The organism is Rhizobium sp. RAF36 (assembly GCF_052114105.1).
Classification (GTDB): domain Bacteria; phylum Pseudomonadota; class Alphaproteobacteria; order Rhizobiales; family Rhizobiaceae; genus Rhizobium.
The window spans coordinates 135,938-159,186 of sequence record NZ_JBFREC010000009.1 but is presented as its reverse complement, the minus strand read 5'-3'; the positions used below and the strand labels follow the sequence as shown (position 1 = coordinate 159,186).

Annotated in this window: 15 protein-coding genes; 4 read left to right on the top strand and 11 right to left on the bottom strand. The window is 59.5% G+C overall.

The window, feature by feature from the left end; translation table 11 throughout:
• Position 1 precedes the first annotated feature (1 nt).
• The 4 genes from AB4Z25_RS25280 to AB4Z25_RS25265 all read right to left on the bottom strand — a co-directional run bounded on the left by AB4Z25_RS25280 (position 2) and on the right by AB4Z25_RS25265 (position 3,034).
• A complete protein-coding gene (locus AB4Z25_RS25280) occupies positions 2-760 on the bottom strand; it encodes a FadR/GntR family transcriptional regulator (RefSeq protein ID WP_442209941.1) in 759 nt (252 codons plus the stop codon).
• A 108-nt stretch (positions 761-868) separates the two neighbouring features.
• Positions 869-1,942: an Ldh family oxidoreductase gene (locus AB4Z25_RS25275; RefSeq protein ID WP_442209940.1), complete on the bottom strand. Its 1,074-nt coding sequence runs from the start codon at positions 1,940-1,942 to the stop codon at positions 869-871.
• A gap of 86 nt (positions 1,943-2,028) precedes the next feature.
• Complete coding sequence (locus AB4Z25_RS25270) at positions 2,029-2,343, bottom strand: hypothetical protein (protein ID WP_442209938.1); 315 nt, start codon at positions 2,341-2,343, stop codon at positions 2,029-2,031.
• A gap of 142 nt (positions 2,344-2,485) precedes the next feature.
• The gene (locus tag AB4Z25_RS25265) at positions 2,486-3,034 is read right to left on the bottom strand and encodes a hypothetical protein (protein ID WP_442209937.1); all 549 of its coding nucleotides are present in this window, start codon (positions 3,032-3,034) and stop codon (positions 2,486-2,488) included.
• A gap of 133 nt (positions 3,035-3,167) precedes the next feature.
• Here AB4Z25_RS25265 and AB4Z25_RS25260 point away from each other — a divergent pair, with 133 nt between their 5' ends.
• Positions 3,168-3,662: a cupin domain-containing protein gene (locus AB4Z25_RS25260; protein WP_442209935.1), complete on the top strand. Its 495-nt coding sequence runs from the start codon at positions 3,168-3,170 to the stop codon at positions 3,660-3,662.
• A gap of 120 nt (positions 3,663-3,782) precedes the next feature.
• The gene (locus AB4Z25_RS25255; RefSeq protein WP_442209933.1) at positions 3,783-7,514 is read left to right on the top strand and encodes a PAS domain-containing protein; all 3,732 of its coding nucleotides are present in this window, start codon (positions 3,783-3,785) and stop codon (positions 7,512-7,514) included.
• A 24-nt stretch (positions 7,515-7,538) separates the two neighbouring features.
• Here AB4Z25_RS25255 and AB4Z25_RS25250 read toward each other — a convergent pair whose 3' ends face one another.
• Positions 7,539-10,565 (bottom strand): alpha-mannosidase, encoded by a 3,027-nt coding sequence (locus AB4Z25_RS25250; RefSeq protein ID WP_442209932.1) that lies wholly within the window; start codon positions 10,563-10,565, stop codon positions 7,539-7,541.
• A 306-nt stretch (positions 10,566-10,871) separates the two neighbouring features.
• On the opposite strand from AB4Z25_RS25250, the gene AB4Z25_RS25245 reads away from it, so the two are divergent.
• Positions 10,872-11,582, top strand: a complete 711-nt coding sequence (locus AB4Z25_RS25245; RefSeq protein WP_442209930.1) for an SDR family NAD(P)-dependent oxidoreductase — start codon at positions 10,872-10,874, stop codon at positions 11,580-11,582.
• 456 nt (positions 11,583-12,038) lie between these two features.
• Here the strand turns inward: AB4Z25_RS25245 and AB4Z25_RS25240 are convergent, their stop codons facing one another.
• Genes AB4Z25_RS25240 through AB4Z25_RS25230 form a run of 3 tightly spaced genes read right to left on the bottom strand, consistent with a single transcriptional unit; the run spans position 12,039 to position 16,481 of the window.
• The gene (locus tag AB4Z25_RS25240; RefSeq protein ID WP_442209928.1) at positions 12,039-12,206 is read right to left on the bottom strand and encodes a hypothetical protein; all 168 of its coding nucleotides are present in this window, start codon (positions 12,204-12,206) and stop codon (positions 12,039-12,041) included.
• Positions 12,207-12,258: 52 nt separating this feature from the next.
• Entirely contained in the window at positions 12,259-14,145 is a 1,887-nt protein-coding gene (locus AB4Z25_RS25235; protein WP_442209926.1) for a UvrD-helicase domain-containing protein, read from the bottom strand.
• The gene (locus tag AB4Z25_RS25230; protein ID WP_442209924.1) at positions 14,145-16,481 is read right to left on the bottom strand and encodes an ATP-dependent nuclease; all 2,337 of its coding nucleotides are present in this window, start codon (positions 16,479-16,481) and stop codon (positions 14,145-14,147) included. Before AB4Z25_RS25230 ends, AB4Z25_RS25235 begins: the two co-directional genes overlap by 1 nt.
• Before the next feature lie 426 nt (positions 16,482-16,907).
• On the opposite strand from AB4Z25_RS25230, the gene AB4Z25_RS25225 reads away from it, so the two are divergent.
• Positions 16,908-17,792 (top strand): MBL fold metallo-hydrolase, encoded by an 885-nt coding sequence (locus tag AB4Z25_RS25225; protein ID WP_442209922.1) that lies wholly within the window; start codon positions 16,908-16,910, stop codon positions 17,790-17,792.
• 352 nt (positions 17,793-18,144) lie between these two features.
• Here AB4Z25_RS25225 and AB4Z25_RS25220 read toward each other — a convergent pair whose 3' ends face one another.
• Genes AB4Z25_RS25220 through AB4Z25_RS25210 form a run of 3 tightly spaced genes read right to left on the bottom strand, consistent with a single transcriptional unit; the run spans position 18,145 to position 22,617 of the window.
• Positions 18,145-19,026, bottom strand: a complete 882-nt coding sequence (locus AB4Z25_RS25220; RefSeq protein ID WP_442209921.1) for a hypothetical protein — start codon at positions 19,024-19,026, stop codon at positions 18,145-18,147.
• Positions 19,027-19,034: 8 nt separating this feature from the next.
• A complete protein-coding gene (locus tag AB4Z25_RS25215) occupies positions 19,035-21,467 on the bottom strand; it encodes a S8 family serine peptidase (protein ID WP_442209919.1) in 2,433 nt (810 codons plus the stop codon).
• 34 nt (positions 21,468-21,501) lie between these two features.
• Positions 21,502-22,617: an AAA family ATPase gene (locus AB4Z25_RS25210; RefSeq protein ID WP_442209917.1), complete on the bottom strand. Its 1,116-nt coding sequence runs from the start codon at positions 22,615-22,617 to the stop codon at positions 21,502-21,504.
• Positions 22,618-23,249: the final 632 nt, after the last annotated feature.

The following is a 23,249-nucleotide window of genomic DNA, read 5'->3' as shown; positions in this document are numbered from 1 at the left end:
TTTAAGTAACTGCAATTCCCTTTTTCGGCCCGGCCTTCTGGCCGCGCCCCTCCTCTCCCGAAAACTCCTCCCCGAAGCTTTCGGAAAATCTCTTCTGCGACATGGTCAGATGTGCGCGCATCGCAGCCTTCGCGCCCGCTGCGTCGCCAGCGGCGATCGCATCGCGTATGGCACGGTGCTCGTCCACCGCAGAGCGCCAGGTGACCGGCCCCTCGAAGTGGCTCGCCAGCTTCTCAAAATAGGGCGTCAGGCGCATGTCGAACATTTCGCCGGTGACCCGGATCAGCGTGGAATTCTGTACGATTGCGGCGATGCCGGTGTGAAAGGCACGGTCGGCGGCAAGCACCGCACTGGCATCGTTGACCACGCCGCTCATGCGCTGCAGTGTCTCATCGAGACGCTCGATATCCTCGGGCTTTGCAGTCCTGGCGGCCTCTTCGGCAATGGCGCATTCGATGATCGCGCGTGCCTGCAGCAGCTCGAAGGGTCCCTCGGCTGGCTCCCGCTCGCTACCCGTGCTGCCGACGGCATGCTGGCGCACGACATAGATGCCAGAGCCCATGCGGATGTTGACGAGACCTTCAACCTCAAGAACGATCAACGCTTCGCGCACCGTCGGCCGCGACACCGAGAGTTGTTCGGCAAGGTCGCGCTCGGCCGGCAACCGGTGCCCGACGGCAAGGTCGCCGCGGGTTATCATAAGACGAATCTGATCCGCCACCTGCCTGTAAAGGCGGCGTGACTCCACGGCCGAAAACATGGCTGCCTCCCCTGACGCGCCTCCTCAAGCGCGCAATCGGTCAAATGGCCTGACCAATTGAATCAGACGTACCATCGGCAAAGTTGTGCGTCAATCCGCCGCATGACGTCAAATAGGCGAGTTCACAGCATAGTCCGCGGCGAGCTTGCGGAAGGATGCGGCGGTCACCGGATCGATCGTGACGCCCTCGCGCCCCCGGCGCTCCGCCACCGCCCACTCCCGGTCGCCGGGTGCCATGACATTGAAGCCATCGCGCGCCGGCGAATTGCGCAACGTCTCGACATAGCGCGTCATGGCGACGTCGAAAGTTTCGATGTCGAGAAACGCCGCCGGATTGAGCGCGAGGACGAAGGCGCCAAGTCCGCGTGGCGTCGAGAAATCGGGGCCTGGCATTGGTGCGATGTCGAAACTCAGCCTCATCCCCGTGAGCACGGCGCTGAGGATTTCGGAAATGCCGGCGAGCCCGGCGCCCTTGAAGCCGAATTCACCGCCAAGCGGCGCCAGCATATCGGCGATATCGGGGTCGGTCGTATCGTGGCCGCGCTCGTCCGACGCAACACCGGATGGAAGGTCGCGGCCGAGGCTGCGATAGAGCTGCACGCGATTGTAGGGAACCGCGCTGGTCGCCATATCGAACAGCCAGGGGTTTTGTCCCTGGACCGGCACGGCGCAGGCGATGGGGTTGGTGCCGTGAAACCGCATCGCGCCATCATGCAGCCGGACAAAACTGTCGGAATTGCAGAAGGCAAAACCGATAAAACCCCGGCTTGCGGCATCCATCGCATAGGCGCCGGCCGGGCCGAAATGCGACGAGTTACGCACCGCGACGGCGCCGATGCCGAACTCGCCCGCCAGCCGGGTTGCATGCTCCATGGCGGTATAGGTCGCCAGCGCGCCATGGGCATTGTCGGCGTCCAGCGAGGCGATCGCGCCAAAGGCGCTCGCCAGTTTCAGCGCCGGATTGGGATTGAGCCGCCCTTCAGTCAATCCTTTCACGTAGTGAGCCAGCAGCCGCACGCCGTGACTGTCTATGCCGTGGCGGGTTCCGTGCATCATCGCCCTTGTGGCGGCCTCTGCCGTCGACTGGCTGGCGCCCGATGCAATCAGCACCCGCTCGCAAAATTCCGAGATGGCAGCAAGCGGCGCCGAGATATCAGTGGAAGCAATGTTGTCGCCGGCCATATCGCTCGATCCGCTCCTGAACCCTGTTCAGAAGAACTAAGCGAGCTTCCGCTGCGCGTAAAGCGGCATGCGGATCATGCGAGGCGCTAGGCGAGCTGCGCGCGTGCGCCCAGTCTTGCAATCATCGTTCGGAATTCGGCCGTCATCGCCAGCGCTGCGGAGGCAACGGCCGGAGACAGGTGCTCGCTGCGCCGCGCCGCCCGGCCGATCTTCAGCAGGCCTCTAAGTTCTGCACGTTCCCCGGAAAGCTGCGGAAACCGTTCGGCCAGAAGATGCGGCAGTGTTTCGGCATCATCCTGAGACGGCTGCGACATATCCTGATCAAGCTGCAGTAAAGAACGGAGCTCCACCTCCAGCTCCGCCGCTGCGCGGGCGATCTGCGCGATCACATCAGACATCATCCTCAACTCCTCCTTGGAAGCAGCGACGATACCGAATCGTTGCCGCTCAACCAGGGCGGGTTATGTGCTCATTTAAGCCGCAGCGATATCCCACTTTTTGGGGATATGCGCCGGTTTCGCACAGAAGAATACCACGCGTGGTTCAACCTGACGTAACGGGACGCGCAGCACCTTCGGCAAATGCCTCAAGTTCCGGATCGAAATCGATCTCCACGACGTTGTTGAAGACCGCCGTCGCCAGCATGATGCCTGCAAAGGCGACGAGATCGACGAGCACCTTTGCGGGATAGAGCTGCTTGAGCCGCTCCCAGATCGCCGCGGGGATCGCGTTCGAGTCTGCAACGATCGCGGTGCCGAAATCGGCAAGCAGGCGTTCCCTGTCTGAAAGAACCAGCGCATCCGGATCGAAGCCGGCATTCATAAGCGCACGGCGGAAGAAGGTGATGGCGATCTTCGAGTTGCAGGATTTCGAGATTGCGTGCGAGAAGATCCAGATTTCCCGGTCGCCAACAGCAGGATTGAGCTCGGCGCGCAGGGTGAACCATTCGGCATAGATGCGGTGCGCGGCAGGCGAATGCAGCAGCGTTCTCTTCATATTGGTCATCCGGCCGCGCACCCGGACTTCCTCGTCATGGGCCTGGCGGATATCGTCGGATGCGGTGTCGTAGTCGATCTGCGGGATGTGGCTCATGGCATCATTCTCGTTTCTTCCGTCGCGACGGAGATAGCAGTCCGGGCTCTCAAACTCCATCGCCGATCTCGGGTAAGTACCTCTTGCTTCGCCTGCGCTATCCCGGGCACAATTGCCGAAGAGGAGATTCACGATGAGCCATGACCACGACCATTCCGGCGATCACACGCACGGCCCTATCGATTGGCGCGAGCACGGCGTGAAGGTCATTCCGGGCAATGCGCTCGATCCGAACACGGCCCAGACGCCCGGCATGAACAGGGCAACGGCGATCAACAATGCCCGCGCTGGGGCCGAGAAAATCTGGGCAGGTACCGTGACGATCCATGCCAATGCCAAGACCGGCGCCCATCACCACGGCGATCTCGAAAGCATCATCTACGTCGTCAAGGGCAAGGCCAGAATGCGATGGGGCGAAAACCTGGAATTCGTCGCCGAGGCCGGCCCCGGCGATTTCATCTTCGTCCCGCCCTACGTTCCGCACCAGGAAATCAATGCCAGCCGCCACGAGACGCTGGAATGCGTGCTCGTCCGCTCCGGCCAGGATCCGGTGGTCGTCAATCTCGATATCGAGCCGGTCGAGAAGCCGGAGGAAGTGGCCTGGGTCGATCCGATCCACAAGGCTTAAGAACCGGCGTTAACTGGTTTTGCAATCTCGATTTTCCCGGGCTCTTGCCGGTTGGCGATCGCTCTATAGTTATGGCGATATTCATGGGCAGTTTCCCGATGGAAACGCGGGTCGGACAAGATGCATCAAGCCAGCATACACGGTCATTCCTTCCTGAAGAGAGGAAGCGAGGCCGCTGAGATCATTGCAAACTTCGACTGGTCGGCAACCTCGCTTGGGCCGATCAGCGGATGGTCGCCGACGCTGAGAAGCGTTTGCAGCCTGATCCTGAACTCCCCCGTGCCGATCGTGACGCTCTGGAACGAAGACGGCGTGATGATCTACAACGACGCCTATTCCGGTTTCGCCGGCCGCCGCCATCCCAATCTCTTTGGTTCGAAGGTTCGCGAGGGCTGGCCTGAAGTCGCCGACTTCAACGACCATGTGATGAAGGTCGTGCTGGCTGGCGGGACGCTTGTCTATGAAGACCAGGAGCTGATGCTCTATCGCCGCGGCACCAGCGAGCCGGAGCGGCTGTGGACGAAGCTCGATTATTCGCCGATCTGCGACGAGACCGGAAAACCGGTCGCGGTCATGGCGATCGTCGTCGAGACGACGGCCAAGGTGAAGGCGGAACGCCAACTCAGGGCCGAAAAGGCGCGGCTGCAGAAGATGTTCGAACAGGCGCCCGGCTTCGTGGCGACGATGAGCGGCGCGGATCACCGGTTCGAAATCGCCAATGCGGCCTATCAGCAGCTTGTCGGCCACCGCGACGTCGTCGGAAAGACGATCCGCGAAGCGCTCCCTGAAGTCGAGGAGCAGGGCTTTGTCGCCCTGCTCGATCAGGTGCGCCGCACCGGCATCCCCTATATCGGAAGCGAACAGCTGGTGAAGCTGCAGCAACGGCCGGATGCCGAACTGATCGACCGCTACCTGGATTTCATCTACCAGCCGCTGACCGGCGATGATGGCGAAATCGGCGGCATTTTCGTCCAGGGCTACGATGTCACCGAGCGCAAGGAAGCCGAGGACGCTGCGCGCGAAAGTGAATCGCGCTTCCGGCTGGTCGCCGAAAATGCCCCGGTCATGCTCTGGATGAGCGACGAGGCGATGCACTGCCTTTATCTCAACGCCTCGATGCGGCAGTTCTGGGGTGTGGCGGAGCGCGATATCTCTACATTCGATTGGAACGCCACGATCCATCCCGACGACGTCCCGCCGCTGATGGACCAGGTCACAAAAGCCGTCGCCAGGCGCGAGGCCTTTGCGGTCGAGGCGCGCTATCGCAACGACGAAGGCGAGTACCGCCTCTTGCACACCGACGCCCGGCCCCGCTTCGGCGTTCGCGGCGAATTTCTCGGCATGATCGGCGTCAACAGCGACATCACCGACGCACGGCACGAGGAGGCGCGCCGCATCGCCCTGATCGATCTCGCAGACTGCATCCGCCAAACGACCGAACCGACTGAAATTGCTTATGCCGCGGCCGAAATCCTCGGCCGGGCCATGCACGTCACCCGGGCCGGTTACGGGATCATCGATCCGGTTGCCGAAACGGTGACAATCGAGCGGGACTGGAACGTTGCCGGCAACCCGAGCATTGCAGGCACGCTGCATTTTCGCGAATACGGCACCTATATCGACGACCTCAAGCGCAACGAGACAGTGGTCTTTGCCGATGTCGACGAGGATCCGCGCACAGCTGCCACCTCCCATGCGCTGAAGGCGATCGGCGTGCACTCTGCCGTCACGGTTCCCTTGAGCGAGAACGGCCAGATTGCTGCCGTTCTCTTCCTCAATAACGCAGTGCCCCGCGAATGGCCGCAGGTGGAGCTCGATTTCATCCGTGATTTTGCCGAGCGTACCCGCACTGCCGTCGAACGCCGCCGCGCTGAAGAGGCGCTGCAGGAATTTGCCGCATCACTGGAGAAGAAAGTCGCGGAACGCAGCGCCGAACTCGACCGCGTCTGGCGCAACGCGGGTGATATTCTCGTCGTCATGCGGCCCGATGGCGAAGTGCGGGCGATCAATCCGGCATGGTCCGGGCTGCTCGGCCATCGCCGGAAGGAAGTCGCGGGTCACCGCATGTGCGAGTTTCTGGTGACCGGCGACGCAGCGGCCTTCGATACCGCCCTGAAGCAGGCCGTTTCCGGCGGCGAATTGCAGGGCGTCGAGCTGCGGTTCAACCATAAGCAAGGCGGCCAACGCACTGTTTCCTGGCGGTTTTCTTTCGAGCAGGAGATGGTCTATGCCTATGGACGCGATGTCACGGCCGAAAAGGAACAGGCCGCGGCACTGCAGGAAGCCGAGGAACTGATCCGGCAAACGCAGAAGATGGAAGCAATCGGCCAGCTAACCGGTGGCGTTGCGCATGATTTCAACAACTTGTTACAGGTTGTTGCCGGTAATCTCTATCTTTTGAGCAAGGATGTCGTCGGCAACGAGCGCGCCCAGAAGCGCATCGATCACGCGCTTGCCGGTGTCAATCGCGGCTCGAAACTTGCGAGCCAGCTGCTCGCCTTCGGTCGGCGCCAGCCGCTTGAGCCGAAGGTCGTCAATGTCGGGCGATTCGTCGCCAATATGGGCGAGATGCTGCGGCGGACCATCGGCGAAGCCATCGAGATCGAGACGATCCGCGCCGGAGGATTGTGGAACACCTTCGTCGATCCGGTGCAGATCGAAAACGCCATCCTCAATCTGGCGATCAATGCCCGCGATGCGATGGATGGAAGCGGCAAGCTGACGATCGAGGTCGGAAACGCCTTTATCGACGACGACTACGCACGCCGGCATGCCGATGTCAGCGCCGGGCAATATGTGATGCTGGCGGTCAGCGACACCGGGTCCGGCATGCCACCCGAGGTCATTGGCAAGGTGTTCGAACCGTTCTTTTCGACCAAGCCTGTCGGCAAGGGAACCGGCCTCGGCCTTTCGATGGTCTACGGCTTCGTCAAGCAATCCGGCGGCCATGTGAAGATCTATTCGGAGATCGGACAGGGCACCACCGTTCGTCTCTATCTGCCGCGCACTCTGGGCGAAGAAGATCTGCTGACTGAAGGCGACCATGGCCCGGCGACCGGTGGCCAGGAGACCATCCTTGTTGCCGAGGACGACGAGGAAGTCCGCGCCACCGTTGTGGAGATGCTTGCCGATCTCGGCTACAGCATCCTCAAGGCCAAGGATGCGGCCAGCGCGCTGACGGTGATTGAAAGCGGCATTCCGATCGATCTGCTATTCACCGACGTCGTCATGCCCGGCCCGCTGAAAAGTGCGGAATTGGCGCGCAAGGCAAAGGAGCGCCTGCCCGATGTCGCCGTGCTGTTCACATCCGGCTATACGGAAAACTCGATCGTCCACGGCGGGCGGCTGGATGCCGGCGTCGATCTCTTGTCCAAGCCCTATAGCCGTGAAGCCCTCGCCCGCAAGATCCGCCACGTTCTGAACAACCAGCGCCAACGCAATCTGGCACGCGCCGCGCAGGGCGAGCGCCGGAGCACCACGGCTGCGGCGCCGGCGGCGGCTCTGCGGATTCTCTATGTCGAGGACGACGATTTCATCCGCATGGACACGGCCGAGATGCTGCAGCAATCCGGGCACCGCGTCAGCGAAGCAGGCAGTGCCGAAGAGGCGCTCGCGAAGCTGTCACCCGATAGTTTCGACCTGCTGCTGACCGATGTAGGGCTGCCCGGCCTCTCCGGCGCCGAACTTGCGAAGAAGGCACGCGCCCTCGATCCCAAGCTCCCCGTGATCTTTGCGACGGGCAATACGTCTGTCGCAGGCTTCGAGGCAGATCAAAGCGCGCTCGTTCTTCTCAAGCCCTATAGCCAGACCGATTTGGCCGCTGCAGTCTTGAAGCAGACGCGCCCGCGTTAGCGGGCGCTGACCTGCCGATCGGCATCAGCCCTTCTGCAGTTTCCAGGTCCGGATTTCGAAGGGCATGATGTCGGCAGCACCTTTCCGCTCCATCGGTTCTTCGAGGATGTTCAACGCGCCGGATGCCTTCCATCCGGAGGGCAGCGACAGTGAAAGCTTGCCGCGGCGCCCGGCCGGCTCGTAGAGGCGCAGCACCAGCCCCTCGCCCTCCTCTGCAGGCTTCATGCCCGAGAAGGCCACCGGCGTGCCCGTAACGCCGACAGGCGACAGCGTTCCGGTTGCCAGTCCGCTTGCCTCGACCGTCATCAGCGGCTGGTTGAGATCGAGTGCCTCGTCGAGAACGCCGCCCTCATGCCAGGCGCCTTCGTGCGGCATCAGTGCATAGGTGAATTTCTGCGCGCCTTCATCGGCAAGCGGATCGGGATAAACAGGCGCGCGCACGATGCTCATGCCGATGACATTGCCGCGGGCGCTGTGGCCATACTTGGCATTGTTGAGCAGAGCCACGCCGAAGCCCGGCTCGCTGATATCGACGAAGCGGTGGGCGGCCGCTTCGAACATTGCCTGTTCCCAGGAGGTGTTCGTATGGGTCGCGCGCTCGACCACGCCATAGGCGCATTCGAACGTTGCCTGCCGGGCGCTGACGGCGACCGGGTTCAGGGTACGCAGCATCGTGCGGCGGTCGTGCCAGTCGATCTCGGTCTCGATATCGAGGCGCTTGGCATTGGCAGTCAGCACATAGGTGTTGGTGACGCGCGAATTCCTGTAGCGGTGGACGACGCGGATCGCCGCCCGAGACGGACCGCTCTCGACCAGCTCGATGCTTTCAGGCGTATCGAGGCGTATCGCCTTGGCGGTATAGTCGGCATCGACATCCCAGGCATCCCAGTTGCGTGGCTTGTCGGCCGGATAGACCCAGAGCTGATTGGCCGATCCATCGACCGCCTCGCGGCCGCTTGCCTTGTGGATCAGGCTCGTCACCGAGCCATCCGTGCCGATTGTCACAGATAGATGTTCGTTCTCGAGCGTCTGCCTGGCTGCCTTCAGGCCGCTGGCAGGCTTCAGAGCGCTGCGATCGAAAACCACGACGGAAAGCGGCGCGACGATATCGGCAGACGAGATAGCTGTTCCATCAGGCAGCGTGGCGTTCAGCTGCCGCGCCGCAAGCGACGGATTGACCACCACGAGGGCAGATGATGCCGCGCCCCTTGGCAGGACAGAGGCGAGTGCGGTCAGGCCTGTCGCCTGCTCCTGGCGGGCATTGCCGATCACGCCGTCGAGCTCATGTTCGGCGTCGGCATAGACCTCGCGGATGCTTGACCCCGGCAGGATGTCATGAAACTCATTCTTCAACACCACACGCCAATCGCTTTCGAGGCTCCTCGGCTTTTCCGCACCCAGCATATGGGCGAGCGAGGCAATGGTCTCGGCGGTGATCAGCGCACGCTCGGCCTGACGATGCTTGCGCTTGACTCCGCTCTGCGTCGTCAGCGTGGCGCGATGCAGTTCAAGATAGATTTCCCCATCCCAGACCGGCAGCTGCTTTTCCGCCGCGGTCTTGTGCGCCTGTTCGTAATAGCCTTTCACCGTGCCCCAGCGGGCCTGCGGGATCGCCGGGAAGTCGCGCAGCTGCACCTCGCGCTCGACCATTTCAGGCGTCACGCCGCCGCCGCCGTCGCCATAGCCGACGGCCAGAAGCGAGGTCTCATGCTGGGTCTTGCCGCGGAAGTTCTTCCAGGTCGGTACGAAGCAATCCGGCTGCACGAAGCCGTTATAGCCATGCATCGGATTGTCGAATGTATGGGTCAGCACCTGGCTGCCATCGAGGCCCTTCCACCAAAACAGATCGGAGGGAATATGGTTGGTCTCGCTCCAGTTGACCTTGATGGTGAAGAAGCTGTCGATGCCGCCAAGCTTGAGGATCTGCGGCAAGGCGCCTGAAAAGCCGAAGCAATCCGGCAGCCAGCAGACAGTGTGGCGGATGCCGAAAGTCTTTTCGAAATAGCGCTGGCCATAGAGAACCTGGCGGACCAGGCTCTCTCCTGTCGGCATGTTGGTATCCGGTTCGACCCACATGCCGCCGACCGTTTCCCATTTGCCCTCGGCGACCTTGGCCTTGATCCTCTCCAGCAGCGCCGGATCATCCTCTTCCATCTGCGCATAGTAATGGGCAGTGGATTGGTTGAAGCGGAAATCGCCGGAGCGCTCCATCAGCGACAGGGCGGTATTGAAGGTCCGGCGCATCTTCCGGCGCGTCTCGTTATAGGGCCACAGCCAGGCGAGATCGATATGGGCGTGGCCGGTCAGAAGCAGTTCGCCATTCGGCGGGAAGCGCTTCTGCAGTTCCTTCAGCCTGAGCGTCAGCGCATCGAAGGCCGCATGTGCCGAGGCGCTCTGCTGGTCGTCGAGCCCGGCTGGGTTATCTTGAAGTTCCGGCAATTCCCAGATCTTCTGCTGCATGACCGCTCCCGACGTGCGGGACACATAAGCGGCCGTATCCGAAGGCCAGTCGAGGCCGCGGAGCGCTTGTTCGGCCGCCTCGATGATATGCGCGACAGCTTCGTGCCCGTCGAGCACATCGACCGCCTCGATGATCTGCCGCAGCAGCAGATGCAGCCGGTGGACCGGCTCGTCCAGCCAGATCAGCCGCGCCCTATTGAGCCGCGGCGAACGGTTCGGCTCGCCGAAGGGGAAACGCGCCACACTCTCCGTCGAGATGGAAAATTCGCGGCCCCTGACCGGAAACTCCTGATGATAGGGGTCGAGCCCGAACCTCTCGGTCTCCTCACCGCCGTAGTTCAGCGTGATCAGACTTTCGCCACCGAGATCGAGCTGCAGCCGGATCTTGTCCAGTGGCCACGCGCCCGGCGCCTTTGCCGAAGCGGCGAAATGGACCGTCCCCTTGCGGTGCGGCCAATCCTGATGATGGGCAATCGGCTCGCGGTCGAAGGTCCAGCCGTCGATTTGGACGCTCTGCCTGTCGCGCCAGTGGGCGAGTTCGGCGGTGCGTGCTTTCAGGCTGTCAAGACGCTGGGCAATGGTGAGAGACATGGCGTGTCCTATCGAATGATGTCGAATGCTCGAGCGGGGAGAATGGAATGACGCGGACGAGCCGCCGGCGGCGCAGTTCCGTCTCCTCCAACAGATCGCGCGGCCCCTTTAGATTAAGTAACTTTGTTTTCACGTCAAGCACACAAGAAATCGGTTGCGAGAGTTTCGTGTCGATGTTGAGAAACCCATCCTAATCCTGGCCAACGCGGGTTAGTTTCGACCAAAACCAAAGCTAAATCTGGCCATCGCGCGATTCCCTATGATTTCGTTGGTCGAACCGAAGCGCCGCTGAGGCGTTCTTGGCCCATGACAAACAAAGCATCTGCCAACCTCCGCACTCTTCCCGCTGACTTTCGTGCCATCGTGATCGGCGCCAGCGGCGGCATTGGAGGTGCTCTGTGCGAGCAGTTGAGCCGCGAGCCCGGGCTTGGCGAATTGATCACGCTGTCGCGGAGCAACGACGGGTTCGACCTTCTGGAGGAGGCGACGGTGGCGGACCATGCCAGTCACCAGTCCGGCAAACCTATCCACCTTCTCGTGTGTGCCACAGGCGCATTGACCCTGAATGGACATTCGCCAGAGAAGTCGCTTCGTCAGCTCGATCCGGATGTCATGGCTGCCCAGTTCAGGATTAACGCCATCGGCCCGGCACTGGTAGCAAAGCATTTCCTGCCACTGCTTGATCGAAAGACCAAAACGGTAGCTGTGTTCCTGTCGGCCCGTGTAGGCTCAATCGGGGACAATCGTCTTGGCGGGTGGATCTCATATCGTTCGTCGAAGGCAGCTCTGAACCAGATTGTTCGTACCGCTTCAATTGAAGTGGCGCGAACACATCCTCGCGCGGTGGTCGCGGCACTCCACCCCGGCACCGTTCGGACGAACCTCTCGGCTCCTTATTCCACGGGGCATCGATCGAGCAGCGCAGAGGAATCTGCCTTTTCGATCTTGCAGGCGATCGATGGAGTTCAGACAACGGGCTCGTTCATTGCCTATGACGGATCGGCAATCGAATGGTAAGGCGAGTTTGTTTCGCCCGCTGAGGGTGAAGGCAGATTGGGTGCGGTCTTGAAGCCTACCTACCGATCCGGACAATCCGATTCAGAAGGTCCCGGGTTCGAAGATCCCCAAACGCATCAACTTGGTTGGCTTCGGAGGCGCATGGTCAGTCCGCCTGATCCCACCGGACGAAAATGCGTCCCAGAGGCATGATTTGTCATCATATTCGCGATAGATATGCGTCCGGCGAAAAAAACCAATTCCGTTCAAGCAAGCTCCACAGTGCCCTTTGGCAGTTCATCGAGCTGGACCAGGGCGCGGTCGAATCGGCATCCACCAACCCCCGCGCCGCGCTGATTGGTGAAATCCGCTCGAGCACCATTTCCTCGGTCGCTAATTCATCGGTTCAGGGGGTTGCTGCTTCGAGGAACCGTCGCGCCGCCCTGCGCTCCCGAAGTAAAGTCAAGCCCGATTACATCAACGCAAAGCGCCCGCAACCGAGGTGATGCCCGCAACATTCTGCTTCGCCATGCTCTTCGGATGGCTGATCATTCGGTCGACATTCCATTTCGCGACGGCGGCGTTGAAATCGGAACCGTCGTGGAAGTTCGCCCTCACTTGGATGCGTGCACCGGCCGCCAGCATGGGCGGTTGGCTGCTTGAGGGAAACAATAATTTCACACGCAACCGGCACCTTTCACCTTGCGAGCAACTCGGCCTCGCCGAATATCTCCTCAGGGCGAAAAAATCCTTTAGCCAGAACCGCATCCTTGGCCGCCACGACGTCCCCCACGAACATAACGACGGCTAGATCTCGGATGGCGCGCGAACAGCATACGTAAAATAATCGACGCGTTCGCTCGATCACCGAGTCTTTGCCTTCCGCGATATTGTCGTGGTCGGCCTTCGACAGTTCGGTGATCCCGAAATACTTTCCGTAGGAAAAGAGCGTCTGCTTCTTGCCCTCCTCATCGTCGAGAATAACCATGACCCTTTCGAATTCAGCGCCCTTGACGCCCTGCTGAGTAGCGAAAGGAGACAGGTCCTCGATGTAGACCCGGTAGTTCCAAAGTTCACTTGCCGGACAAGAGAGAAACGCCTTCATGGGAAGGTGCTCCGGATCGAGTTCGTCTGCGGGATCCAACGGGAGTGCGAGATGTCGACCCATTCGCTCATCGACGGTCATGAGCGTGGCGTCGACTGCGAACGACAAAAGCTGCCTGATGGTTGTAGCAGGATCCGAGAAAAGCCGGTTGAACTCAATGGTCGCGGCATGCAAACGCTTTAGCACCTCAATGAAGTCCCCAACTGGGTTCAAAGGAGCAAGCGGCCCCTTGTCCCGCAACAGGTTCATGATCTCGATCTCGTCCTCCGCTCTCACAGCGGCTGCCAAGGGAAGGAGAAAGTTGATGAACGGCCTCAGAGGCCATGCTGTCCCATCGACGAGTCCTTCTTTCAGGCTATCGGGAGCATCATCATTCAACGAGGCATAGAGGTTCGGGAAGCCAAGCCTTGTTGCGGCCATACGATGGACAACTACCAGCATTCGGACGTCGGCATCGTCACTATCACTTAGCCAAAGAGTATCTGCATTTGCCTTGGCAATATACTCTCGCACCTGACCGACGCGTGTCGTTCGGTGTTCGTCTGCTGGCAGTATGAAGATCCTTGCGGTACCCTCTGGACTGAAGTCGCCATCACCCTGGCCCTCAATTCGGCCTGCGATTTGTTGAAGACCATCTCCTTCAGCGCGGATTGCATTCACGACCTTCAGGACGCTCTGTGAACTACGAAAGTTTTCCGGCTTCCGAATGTCCGCCCAACCATTGCCAACGGGCACTGCGCCCGCGCCTGTGGTATAGATCTTCTGCATCGGATCACCGAAGAACCCCACGCAAAATTTATGCTTCACGGTCTCCACGACCGCGCGAAGGACATCGACGAAGGCGGGTGTTGTATCTTGGCTCTCATCGACAAAAAGAACGGGGTAACGAGCGGCAAGAAGGTCTCGGAGAAGTTGCTTTTCTGCGAGTATGGCTGGGACCATCTTAATGATATCAGAGTGTCCCAGTACTCCATGTCCGTAATCGCTGCCAGTTCCATATGTAAACCTCTCCAGTCCTCCCACTACCCCTTTCTGCAGCTGATACCTGGTGATGGCTGCCTCGATTTTTGGAAAAGATGCCGCACGCGTTCCCGGCTTCGTAAGCCTCTCGCTTTCTTTCGCAATCTTCTCATCCAGGCGGGCAAGGATCCACTCGCGAATGTCAATTTGGAAAGGCTGAACGAGCGACCATAGGAAGCTGTGGATCGTGGAGATGCGGCAAAGAGGATCGTCTCCAACATCGCTCCGAATTTCGTTTACTGCCACGTCAGTATAGGTAATGCACGCGACCTGTTGACCACGGACGCGGAACTCCTGACCTCTGGTTGTCGAAAGATGTGCCAGAGCTTTGATCAGCGATGTAGTTTTTCCGGACCCAGCTCCCGCTACCATTACGAAGTTTTTTGGGGGCTGCTTGTCGAGCGCGATACGTAGATCGACGTCCGCCTGTGTATCAGGTTTACCGATGCGGCTCGCCATCAAAGGAGTTCCTCAAAGACCAAAGCTTCCCCGCCGAGGTTACCGTTGTCACCGTCCGGATCGGGCGGGATAATTTCACTTTCAAGCCATCTGAGTCCTTTTGCTATGTAGTCAGGAACCGACCAGTGCGAAGGGTTCTGCTCCAGCAGCGCCAGTGCGAAGTCAGTCTTGTGGAAACTCGCTCCGGCGATCTTTTTGTGCAAACGCTGAGTGATGGCCGCAAGATCGAGCTTTGCCGCGCCCCGAATTCGAAGTTTGAGGTTTTTCCTATACTTATCCTGTGACCAAACAAGATTTTCGAGTGCGAAAGCCTCCTCCAAGGTCCGTCCCGCGAGCATAGCTGTCTCTTCGTTCCACTCAACATCGACGGCGGTCTGATAGGCAACCCGGACAAGTGCGGTGTTCGCACTTCGGACTTGAATGCAGTCACTTTCGTCAGCGGCAAGCAGCTCTACGATCGCCACCTTGCCGGGAAGCCACTTGATTAGGGTCTGGTTCGAAGTCACCGCGCCATCGACGGAGACCAAGCAAGCTGTTCCAGGGCCGGGCTCATCTTCCTCGCCTTCAGGTTCCTCCTCTTCATCCGCTGCGGCAACACCTGGAAAGTCTCCTTCATTTGGGGGCAGCGGTTCCGGCGCATGGGCGTCGCCAGGAATCTCGATGACCTTCTCATCCACGTCGTAATTAGGCACGGCACCAGGGAGAACACTGTCGATATCCGTTATGATCAGCGTTGTGATGCCTAGAAAGTCGACAAGACTTTTAAACCGATGCCCGAACGCACCACCGATTTCGAGAACGCTCAGATATGCTGAACGGAGGCGCGGCGCCGCACTAGCTATCATCTGGGGCAGGAGCAGGCGTTCGACGTTACCTTCGACCAGCACTGCCGCATCCGCGAAGAAAAGATCGCAATGAGTCAGCTTGAGATATCTCTCCAAGAAGTTTCGGGAAGGTGACGAAGTGTCGTGGTAAAAGGCCGATAGGTTGAGGACCTCCGACGTGTGAGAGTTTGGGTCGGCGCTGCGTCGAAAGTATCGAATGGGACGAAACCCGCGCTCATACAAGATGTGCGACGAGTGGGTCGAGATCACAAGCTGACTGGCATAGTACGGCGCATCCGCGCCTTCAATGCTCAATATATCGAGAACCTTGCGGACGAATACCTGCTGAAGCTGAACATGCAAATGTGCTTCCGGTTCCTCGATGAATACTAGGTGTAGGGGAGGCCTGCTCTCCTCCACTTCGAGCCATCGCGCGTGCAAATCGAGCAATTCAACGACCATGTAGATGAGATTTTTGAACCCAAGTCCATTGTAGCGGTCGGGCAAAGTCGGCAGGATCCCATGCTGGTTCGCATCGCCAAGCGCATAATGTACGCGCGTGCCGTCCTGAGAGTTCATAATCGTAGCGGGGTTCAAAGCCGTCTTGATGAGCAGGCGTGGATTTCCCAGACCCGGATAGCCAAGCTCCGCAAGCCTGTTGAGGGTTGGCCCAAATACCCGATCAAGATGATCATTGAGCATCGATTCCGAATCCGCCAGAGCTCTCTGGGCTTCGAAATCCGCGGACCGTTGCTCGAGATTTCGCTGATAGAACCTTCCAAGCACCCGAGACAGCTCTTCTGCGCGGGTCCCACCCGAGGAATCGGAAAGGTGACGCTGTGCGTGCAGAAAATCCACTCTAACCAACCCGGCGAGGATATCCCTCCCGCTGCGGCCCCTGTCGCCAGAAATCTGGCGGGGCACGTAGCCAGGAAGTTCGCGTAGGTCGTCGTCGAAACGAGGTCGATCCAGAACATAGTAGCGAAGCTCGAACGCTCTACGCAGTCTTATTCCGTTCTCGTCGCGCAGATAGTCGCACAAGGTTCTTGGAGACGGATGGTAGTCCGGCGCTCCGTGTTCGCCGGCGCGAGCGTTTGCAGCGGCAAGAGCGTGCGCGGCCTGAAAATCGCTCAAGAGCACAGTAGGATTCGAGGCCGCGAATTCCACTCTCATGCCGACCGTATTTCCCGTGAAGGAAAGACTTGGAAGAAGATCGACAACTCTGTGCAGGTTCGCTGGCTCCACGTTGAACCAGATGTCCATGGAAATTGCGGGAAGCACGGCCTCGGCAACGCCTTCACCGAAACGGTCGATCGCGTCCCAGCATTCCGAACTGAAGTCGTGGATAGAAAAGCGCTCACGCGAAGCCGCGGTGAAGAGCTGAAGGGCATGAGTGGCGGAGGTTTTCCCGCTGTTGTTCGCCCCCACAAAAATCGAAATGTCTGAAGCAAGATCGATGCGAACGTCTTGGAGACGGCGAAAGTTGCGAATGCGTATTGATTCGATGTGCATGAAAAATTCCGGCGGCAATACTCTCAGTAATTGCACTCTAGCCAGAGACCATGTGATTCGTAATTGCAAGAATTGCGATCGTCGTCGGAAGATCGTAACCGTCACAGACGACTGTTGCGTGTCCGCTCACGGAGCTCGAGAGGTCTATGACTGCCACCGCAATCTCGCGTTACCCGAGCATGACGGGGTCGTACTTAGTCCAGTGTCCCACACGGACTGACCGTCTTCGCCGCGCCCGCGCGACCTGTACGGTTAGAATTGCTCCTCGCGCTACGGTTCAAGCAACTTCTCCGCTTTCGCGCTCACTTTTCGAAATCCGTCGCCCTAATAGTATCTGATCGGAGCAGCCGGTCACGAAATTGCGAGATGACCTGAAAGAACAACAACGATAAAAGCCTAACTGCCCCGAGGTGAGGATCCGCCGTCATGCCGAAAACTATCAGCATCCTGATCGCATCGTCGATTGCCGCGATCGCCACCACAACAAGCGCCTACGCGCAGATGCCCCCGCAGCAGCCCGATCATAAGGCCTTCAAGATCGGTTCGCTGGACGTCATCGCCCTACACGATGCCCAGTTCGTCAGACCGAACGACGGCAAGATCTTTGGCGTCGGTCATTCGCCGCAGGAAGTGGGTGACGTCCTGAAAGCCTCCGGCGCTCCGACAGACACCATCACACTGAGTGTCGATGCGCTGTTGGTAAAGGAGCCGAAGCACGTGGTCCTGATCGACACCGGGGTCGGGGGCGCACTTCAACAATCTCTGCAGCAGGCGGGGATAAAGCCAGAAGAGGTCACGGACGTTCTCATCACGCATTCTCATCCCGATCACATGGGCGGCCTAGTTAAGGACGGCAAACTCGCCTTCCCGAACGCGACGGTCCGGATGTCATCGGCGGAATGGACCTTCGCCAAAAAGAACACCCAGCTTGCCGACGTGGTGGAGGCCATCGATTCACACGTGAAGACATTCAAGCCGGGGGCGACGGTTGTCCCACAGATCACATCAGTCAGCCTCAAGGGGCACACGCCGGGCCACGTTGGATATCAGATCGTCTCCGGCAAGGAGAAGCTTTTCGACATAGGTGACACGGTGCACAGTTCGATTATTTCGCTTGCTAAGCCCGAATGGGCTGTCGGCTTCGACACCGACGAGAAAGGTGGCGAGAAGAACCGCATCGCCACTCTTAAGAAGCTCGCCGCTGACGGAGAACTCGTCTTTACACCACACTTCCCCTTCCCCGGGATTGGCCACATCAAGGCAGAAGGTGACCATTTCGCGTGGGACCCAAGCGTTCCCGCGGCCAACTAGCGCCAACACATCATCGCCAGCTCATGGGAACGAACCGACTTATCCCTACGCTTGCTCTAAGTCAGACGGAGGCGCAGCTTCTGGTGTTATGGTCGCCGCAGACGAGTGATCCATGAAGCTCGCGACGATCCGCACAAGGCCACTAGCATCAATCTCACCATCGACAAGTCTGACCGAAAGTGCCGCGGCATCCGAAACAGGTTGCCTGACGAACTGCTTCCCCTTCAAGGATTCAAGCTGCCTTTCGAAAGTTGGGCGTGGCACTTTGCTGGTAACGAGATAGACGAGTGAATGGCCTAGCCTCACGGCAAGCGAGGCGGCGGACCAAAATTCGCCGCCTCACCTGCAGAAGCTAAACCCCGGTCTTCGCTACCCCAAAAACCAGATAGTTAAGGTTCAATGCCTTCGTCTTGTCGCCTTTGGGCAGCACTGCGCCGGACGAGGCATCCCAGACGAAATCGCCCCAGTTCCATTCTGTCTCGTCTGTCTGCACTACGACATAGGATCCGAGTTTCAGCTTTGCAGTCGTCCGGCTTTCAGAAAAGTCGAGCCCGAGAGCGAACTTGAAGACCTCGCGGTTCTTGTTGCGGTTTAGGACGGACGTCACGACACCTTCGGCAAGTTTAACGAACGGCTTGAGGACGGGCTGTGCGGTGGTCAGCAGAGACAGTCCGTCGCGGAACGTTGCATTCCCCAGGGCGTCGAGCATCATGTCGTCATCTTCGCTTCTGACGTTGACGGTGCGCCCCTCGAACGAAAGCCCGTCTTTGCCGACGTTGACACCGACGAATATCGGGTGGCCGATATGGGCGGCAAAGCTCTTGTCATTCGCGGCGACGGTCAACGCGAACCGCATCGCCTCGGATTCCTTCTGCGTCTGGTTCTTACCACTGAACTCGCAGAGGATGCGGTGCTTGCCGGTCCCTGGATAATTTTGGACGTGAAAGACGTCTAGGCTGATCTTCAGTGCCTGATCCTTCAGGGAATCGTCCGCCTGCATTCCAATGGCGTTGACGATATCGCATTCGGCTTTCTTCCCGGTCGCGGGAATGAAGCCTATTTTAGCACCGGTATAGCCCCATTCGTCGTTGATAAACGGTACTGAAAGCCGCTGCGCCCGCCCGCCGGCGGAGTGGAAGCGGTTCGCAGCCTGCTCATCTCCAATGAGCTCGAGGTAGTCCGCAATCTCATTGGGTCGGCACTTTCCGAGCATTTTCGTGGTCTGTTCGGTCATCTTCTGTCCTACTGTTGAATGCGAGCACGCGGACGGACCGCAGCTCTCAGAGCAGCACTCACGGACGCGTAGATATCTTCGCGAACGGTAGCTGCGACTTCGAGGGTTATGGCCAGCGCGTATGGGACCGGGGTTTCGCGATAGTTCGGGGAAAGCGCCCTCGCCTGGACGCCGACGAACAGGCCCGCCGAGTCCGTGAAGACCGCGCTATTTTCGCCTTCGAGGACGAAGTGGGCGACGGTTCCGCGCCGGACATCATCCGGATGCGGCTGCATGACCTTCTTCAATCCGCGCCAGAAGTCACGCTTGCCATCCCGATCGACGATGTCGAGCGCAGCACCCCGGTAGGCAATCGAGGTTGGATGGAACGGCGGCGACCACGCAAGCGTCATCACGATCCGCCTCAGTTCCTTGGAACCTATCATGCTCTCAGGGATCGGGATCCGGTATTCGTGGAGCTGCTCGTGAGACACGGCATCATCGGCAAGCAGGGTGATGCGGTTGGTATCTCCTGCCACGACACGTTCGAAGTCGGGACGGCCGTAGCCCAGGAACTTCGTGATGCTGCTTCGGCGCGCTCTCCACTGCCGTGGCGTTGCGGGCGGATAGATCTGATCCAGGATGTCCCCGTGGTCGCGCCACGCTGAGCCGTGGATGAGCAAGGCTCTGGTGGCAAGCGCGCGCCGCTCGAACGAAGTGAGTTCAAGTCCCTCTTCTTCCAGCATCTCCTCAATCGCGTCCACGACCCTGATGCCAGCACGTGTGACGAGTGCCGCGGAATTGCTTGTACCTGTGGAACGCGCAGTACGAGAAAGGCTACCTGCAATCGGATCCGGCGCGGCGGCCTTCTGTCCCAGGATTCCGGTATCACTTGGCCACAGGACATGGCCATCGGCGGTGTCTTCCGTTGCGGCGAGCTGGCGTCCACCGGCTTCAACGAGATCGGGTTTCAGCGAACGGTTGATACCGGGTCCGATAGCGCTTCCAAGGTTTGTCACGCCGAAAGAAGGGAAAGGATCCACATGCCCTGGCGGGCAGTCGCCGGCCTCATCGAGATGCAAGGCGCCAACGGTCAGGACGTTCATCGCTTCCGCGGGACTGAGAAGGCCGCGAATCCCCTTCGTCGCCTCCACCGCCAGCATAGTCGAAGCCTGGCGGTCCACCGGCGTGGCCGCAGCATAGGCCGCTTCGTCGGCGAAGCCAGTAGGGAAATCGCGGGTGATGTTCCCGGAACTCACCACAAAGAGCACGCCGTATTCCGTGCTCATCCAGTCGAGCAGCCTCGCCCAGACGCTCGGCCTGCGGACGAACGACCCCTCGGCGTCGCATACAGAGTGGTTGATCAGCACAACGTCGGGTCCGGTTGGCGGGTTGCCGTTCAAACCGGCTTTCAGGGCTAGAACCGCCCGGTAAATCATGCCTAAAGGCAGGTAATCCGTGTCGAGGCGCTCGTCAGAGAGATCCTGGGGAGCAGCAAGGATTGGAACCGCCTTGAGCTTCCTGGTAATGGGTTGCTCGCCGGCCGCAAGATCCCCGTGGATGATAAGCGAAGCTATAGCCGTGCCATGATATCGGCGTGTCACCGGCACCATGGCTGCCGTGATGTCGACCTCCTCCACATCGACCCGTCCCGCAAGCAATCGATGGTTTGCCATAGGGTAGCCGTCAAGGATTGCCGCAACGGCAGGGCGGAGATCGTCCTCATCGAATCCTTCGTCGGCAATGATCGTGTCGCCGCTGTCCGGGTTAGGATTGGAGCGGAAAAACGACTGTGGACGGATCGACATGATTTGGTCGGCCTCGGCGACCGCACCCGAGCGCGACTGCACGCCACCCGCGCCATCCGGCGGAACCTCGACGAGAGCCACCTGATAGCGGATTGGGTCAATAGTGACGAAGTCAAGGATCGTCCCGCCCACATCGTCAAGAACCTGCTGAAGACCTTCACGCGCAGTTGCGCGCAGGATTGGATCGCCTCGGTACCACAGGTCCACTTCAAGGCGCACAGGAGCGTCTGGATCCCGCTGAAGCTGTCGTCCGATAAAGGCCTGCGTGGCAGGGTCGATGCGGTCGGTGGCATTCCAGGGCCTGATTGCGGAAAGGTAGCCGAAGACCTTCCACCAATCCTGTTCGTCGGCACCGGGAGCGCGCTTTGCCGTGAACCTGTTCCACATCGCAAGCATCCGCTCGACGCCGGCAATAGTCGGTATTGTGATGTACATGAGCGACGAGACGACACCATCCTCATCGCTGTCATCCGCGGAGGTCGTGTCTTCGAGTTCCGCATTCGCGTAGTCTTCAGTGAGCCACTCGAAACCGATCTGCTGCACGGCTTCTACGAACTTCTCGACAGGCCCGATGACCTCGAAGACGAGTGCCCGATCTGGTGAGGCAAAAGCTGGATTACTGTTGCTTCCTGCAGCGATCGACTGCCGCAGCATGTCTATGCCCGGCGCTAGGCGCCGAGCCTGACTCTCAGAGGAGAGTGCCCGTGGAGGGATGAACTTTCGCCTGCCCTTTATTCTTTTTTGAAGTCTTTGGAGGCGTTGGATTCGGACTATTGGACGGCTGGCTATCGGTCGCACTCCTTACGTGCGAATTTCGCTTCTCAAGCTTAGCCAGCGCCGCGTTAATCGCTTCTTCCGGCGAAACCTTTCCTCGGGACAACACAACCTTACGTCGGATATCCAAAGTGAAAGCCTCGATATCGGAAAAGTTCATTCCGAGCAACGATTCAACGAAGATATTCTCGCTCACGTTGCAATTGCCATCAAAATCTTTTACCAGCCGGCGGAACCATTCCGCTATTTCCGGTCTGCCCGGTAGCGGCACGTCCAAACGGAGTTCGAAGCGGCGCCAGACGGCGCGGTCAAGCAGTTCCGGATGGTTGGTCGCACAGACAACCACGCAGTGGCTCGGGATCGAGTCCATCTGCAGAAGAAGCGAGCTCACCACTCGTTTTATCTCGCCCGTTTCCTGTGTGTCGCCTCGCTCCTTGCCGACTGTGTCAAACTCGTCGAAGAAGACGAGGCAGGGCTTTTGCGATATGAAATCCGTCAGCTTGCGCAACCGTGTTGCCGTCTCGCCAAGATAGCTTGCGATCAGTCCGTCATATCGAACAACAAGGAACGGAAGCTTCAGCTCGGAGGCGAGAACCTCTGCAAGGCTAGTCTTGCCCGTACCGGGAGGGCCGACGAGGAGAACCTTGTGGCGAGGTTCCAGTCCATGGGAACGCAGATGAGCGAGGTCAGAGTATTCCGCCACAAACTCGCGGATTTCCTCGCCGGTCTCATGCGGCAACACCAAATCGGTAAGGCGTCGACGCGGGGTCAGCTCAACAAGGGAACCTTCGACGGCAGCGGGAATGGTGTTTCGAGCACGGGCGCTCGCCTGCGGCATGCGCGCACCTCCGGATGCTTTATCAAGGCGCTCCGCGAATCCGAGGACCTGCTTGGCGCGAGCCTCGGCGGCAAGTGCCTGCAGGGCAGCGCGTGCCGGTCCGGTGTCGAGCACCTTATCGTCTCTCTTTCGCGCCGTCTCATTGCGTGGCATCTGCTCGGTGGTCCTCTCTGGAGCCTGTTTGGTGATCATGGGAAAACCCGTGAGTTAATATAGAGTTTCAAATTATCCATCCCTTAAAAGCAAGCGGCAACGCCCAATTTGCCACGCCCCAGGTGGATACGTCGAAGACCGACACCTTCAGTTGATCAGGACCCGGGCGAACTGACCACCCCAAAAGCATGGTTTCCAGATTCTTATTACTGAAACGTTGACTCCTGTTTGCATTAGCACGCCGGAACATGCTTTTGCGCCGCCGCCGGGCGATACGACGGTAGGTCGAACTCGAGTCGTACCTCAACTATCCTGTTGCTTCCCGGAGACTAGGTCAACCGCTGAAAATGCGGGCTCGTGGCGTGTCCTGATGACCCGCCAACAGTCGCTCCTGCGCCGAAGCGAAGACAACTGAGTTAGCAACCGACTACTGAAAACCAGTGAAAGGAAGCCGAATAAGTTTGAAGAGAGCCACGCCACCCCGTCCGCGAGGCCGCTCTTGTCCTCGACAGTGAGGGACATGAGCGGCGGCGATCAGAAAGACGCTGCGGCAGCGTGACCGAGGCGCAATTTACATACGGGATCGTGATTGGCTTCTGGAGTGCGACGGCGGGATTTATAACGTGGGAAGTTGGCCCCTGAGATTCAGGCCGAGGTCCGCGGCTTTGGCC